3 protein-coding genes and 1 pseudogene are annotated in these 3,647 nt (G+C 45.2%); all 4 read right to left on the minus strand.

Annotated elements, in window-relative coordinates; genetic code table 11:
* The coding region (locus tag ACXLDX_RS09360; protein ID WP_457576914.1) for a ParB N-terminal domain-containing protein at positions 1 to 1,053 on the minus strand (1,053 nt) is incomplete at its 3' end.
* On the minus strand, positions 1,028 to 1,621 hold the full coding sequence (locus ACXLDX_RS09365) for a metallophosphoesterase family protein (RefSeq protein WP_457576915.1): 594 nt from the start codon (positions 1,619 to 1,621) through the stop codon (positions 1,028 to 1,030). The genes ACXLDX_RS09360 and ACXLDX_RS09365, both read right to left, overlap by 26 nt.
* 280 nt (positions 1,622 to 1,901) lie before the next feature.
* A complete protein-coding gene (locus ACXLDX_RS09370) occupies positions 1,902 to 2,741 on the minus strand; it encodes a PEP-CTERM sorting domain-containing protein (protein WP_457576916.1) in 840 nt (279 codons plus the stop codon).
* Positions 2,742 to 2,949: 208 nt separating this feature from the next.
* Positions 2,950 to 3,647 (minus strand): annotated as a pseudogene (locus ACXLDX_RS09375) (glycogen debranching enzyme); the annotation flags it as partial.

Raw genomic sequence — 3,647 nt, forward strand, 5'->3', positions numbered from 1 at the left:
TCCAGTCCATTTGCGTATGGTTGTGAGAATAAAATCGGTCAGAAGTTCCGCATCAGAAGAGAGCAAATCCCTGACCAGGGTGACCTTGACAATCAGATCAATGGAACCGTGCACGGCGTGCACTTCCCTGACTTCATCCAGGGCAATGAGTTTGTTGAAGATGCGCTGTTCGTATTTCCCGTCCACGTTTAAAAGGATAAAAACAGTCATTTCCGGACGCATTTCAGGGTATTTCTGTTCTTTATGCCTGGCCATTTTTTTTCTGAATTCCTCCATGTCCTTGGGGATGAGCTTGTCGACACCGATACCGTATTTTCTTTTTTTCCCCATTTCCCACTGGTGGGTGGAAATATAGAGATAGAGATCGTCAACGGTTCTTCCGGGAAAAGAGTGGATCAGGTTGCTCTCCTTTATGACAGTGGCAAGCGGTTTATAAATAGTGTTGTACCAGTCAAGAGCGGCATCCCTGTAGTTTACCGTTTCTTCCTGTTCTTTTTCCAGGTATTTTCGGTGTTCCTCAATTTGTTTTTCAAGGTGGTCAAACAGGCCGAGTTCTGTCAGTTCAATACGTTGCGGGAGACCACCTTTATCTTTGAACTCTGTTTTTTCACGGTATAATCTGTTTTCCAGACTGTTTTCCGATGGCAGCAGTTCAATAATATGTGAGCGGATTTCTCTGTATCCCAACCGTTTTGCTGCCTGGAAGCGGTGATGGCCATCCAGAATATAGTAATCATCTTTGATCTGGTAGAGGGAGACTGGCGGCATGGCTCTGCCTGCTTTCATGGCTTTGAGAATGGCTTCGAGCCGTTCATCCATACCTCCTTTTCCTGTTCTGAACTGATTATCGAAATCATGGTACCTGCCGACACTGCCGACTATTTTTTCCAGGGGAACCATGGAAGTACCCCGTTGTATCGATTCGTAGGCCTTTTCTTTTTCTCGGCGACTGTTGAAACTGCGGGACCTGGAATCAGCATCCGGGTCCTTCTTTTTTTGAGTGTTGCTTTTCAGGGTTTGAAATGGGTTAAATTTCGAGAATATAGAAACCATAACAGTTAATTACCCGGGTTGTATTGACAATTGAAATTCTCTCGGAATTATCCGCAAAATATTTATGAATATGGCCATGAAGAAAGTATGTCGGTTTATATCTTTCTATAAACGTATTGTAGTAAGAAAATCCTTTATGACAAGGGTCATCCTCATCGTTGACGTGTCGAGGTGGGGCATGGGTCAGAACAATGTCTGGTGCACCTTTCTGCCAGAGTGAGAATCTCATCCTGTTCATAAATCGCTTCATCTCTTTTTCCGTATATTGATTTACCCCGCCGTTATACCACCTGGACCCGGAAAAACCGATAATTTTCAAGTTATTAAAAGTTACCAGTTTTCTGTCGATATTCCGGCATCCTGAAGGCGGGGAAGTCGTGTAGCGGAGGTCGTGGTTGCCAAGGATATACATAAGCGGGACATTGAATTTAAATGTCAGTGAGCTTAAATATTCAGGTGGCAGATCCCCGCAGGAGAGAATAAGATCAATTTCATCCCTGACAGGATTACTATCTCCTGCTTCGAGGAGGGGGGCAAGAACGGTATCTGAGACAATCAGAATTTTCAAAACGGTATTGTAGAGCTCTTTTATGAAAACCAGAAAATGTGATTTTTGAAATATGCCAGATAAATGGCTGAGCATCGGGCCCAGCTATGCTTCCGGCATATTTATCCGCTGAAGCACTATGACAATCAAGATGTATTTTACATGAATTGAAGAGGATAAACACTCTTTTTCAGGAATACAGGGGGAAGAGAAAGAAGGGGAAGGAAAATTAAAAATGCTCTCATATGTTAATATGCGGCACTTTTAATTTCCCTGTTTCTTAAATTTGAATGAACAATTCTCATTGTTCAAGGCGCGTTTGTTTCGTTCGGTATCCGGTGCCCGCAAGAACGGTGACAATACCCATACCAAAAAGAAGGAGTGACGCAGGTTCGGGAACAGTATTGACCAGTTCACCCTGGAGAATGACATTTCCTTCATAAAATCCCGTAAACTGACCGACATCGTTCATGGCCCAGGCGCCAAACCAGAATACCATCTGCCCAGCCTGGTTATTATACCAGGGTGAACTGTTGCCGTAAAATGCAGGGTCATCCATATCCAGAGTGAGACTGAATATGAATTCCGGATAATTGCTTTCGTGGAAACCAAAACCATGGTTGTAATCGTAATCCCATTCAGCATCATCAGACGCCCACCAGTCCTGGAGATCTCCATTATTGTTGTCCGGCCTGGGGCCCCATGAAGAGGGCCACGAATCAATATATGGATGCCAGTTCGGGTCTGTCGCAGAAGCTGAAACCCAGTCCTGAACCTTATATGTTTCTCCCCAGTTGTTTCCATGTCCGCCATAGCCCCAGAGTTGCAGGTCAACGATCCTGTCTTCTCCGAGTGTCCAGAGTACGAAAGCAGTGTTACTTGATTGTTGGTAACTGGCGTACTGATCAGTGTACACCCCCTGCTGATCGTTCCAGGTTTTAAATAGCCGGGCACCAGAATAGAGGCCATTATCAACGGGGCTCGATCCGGATGCACCGTTGACAAAAGTATAACTCATCATCTGGGTTCCGGTGAGTGTGAATTCATATGTGGCCATTGATGCCGCAAAAACTGTTGTGGAAGCTGCAAGAGTTAAGACTGTTAAAATGATTGTGAGTATGACACTGGATCTTTTTCTCATGGTGTAACCTCAAAAGCTTGTCTGAAAGTCCATCGCCGGCAGACGTTTTTATTGTATCCGGCGGGAACATAATTCCCGGAGGCATTAAGAACCACAGATACTGGAATGGTGAGCCTTCAGGCCCATTTCTTCCTTCACTCTTAGTCAGTTAACAATAAATGCTAACAAATTGCAAGAGCGTTTATCCAGTATTGCCTGGAAAACTCTTTCAGCCGGTTTTGAGGACAACAGTTCCAAATGGCGGGACTTCAAAAACATCGGAAGTGATTGCTGGGATATCGTCGGGAAAATCACCGGGTGGAAGGGCCGTGCTGTCAATGAGAAGATGCCAGGAATCTTTTTCAGACGGTATTTGTGGAAGAGTGAATTTCAAATTATCTGTTTTGTGGCCGTTCATCATTATAAAAAAAGCAACCTGACTGCCATCCTGGTCCGGTCCGGAGAGCATGAAGGCCAGGCCGGGACAGTCGTGACTCCAGTTCTGCTGTCCTGGGACCAGGAACTGCCATGAGATCTGCACTTGTTGCAATTCATTGACGGTCTGTCCTTCGGGGCTGAAAAATTGTTCCTGCCTGAAAAGTACGGAGCTTTTTCTCAACTGGATGCATTTTTTTACAAACCGGTAAAAGTCCCTGTGAGTTTCGAGAAAGGACCAGTCCAGCCAGCTGATTTCATTATCCTGGCACCAGCTGTTGTTGTTACCTCTTTTTGTTCGGGCAAATTCATCTCCCCCGCTCATCATCGGTACTCCCTGGGAAAGAAAGAGGAGGACTATAAAACTTTTCATGCGGCGAAAGCGCAGTTCAATGATATCCTGACGGTCAGTTTCCCCTTCACAGCCACTGTTCCAGCTGATGTTGTGGTTCTCCCCGTCCCTGTTTTCTTCTCCGTTGTTGTGGTTATGTT

It is taken from the genome of Desulfomarina sp., assembly GCF_054039375.1.

What these genes read in the sequence shown, in the direction of transcription:
- ACXLDX_RS09370 (WP_457576916.1), bottom strand. Translation starts at nt 2,741, where the DNA reads ATGAGAAAAAGATCCAGTGTCATACTCACAATCATTTTAACAGTCTTA.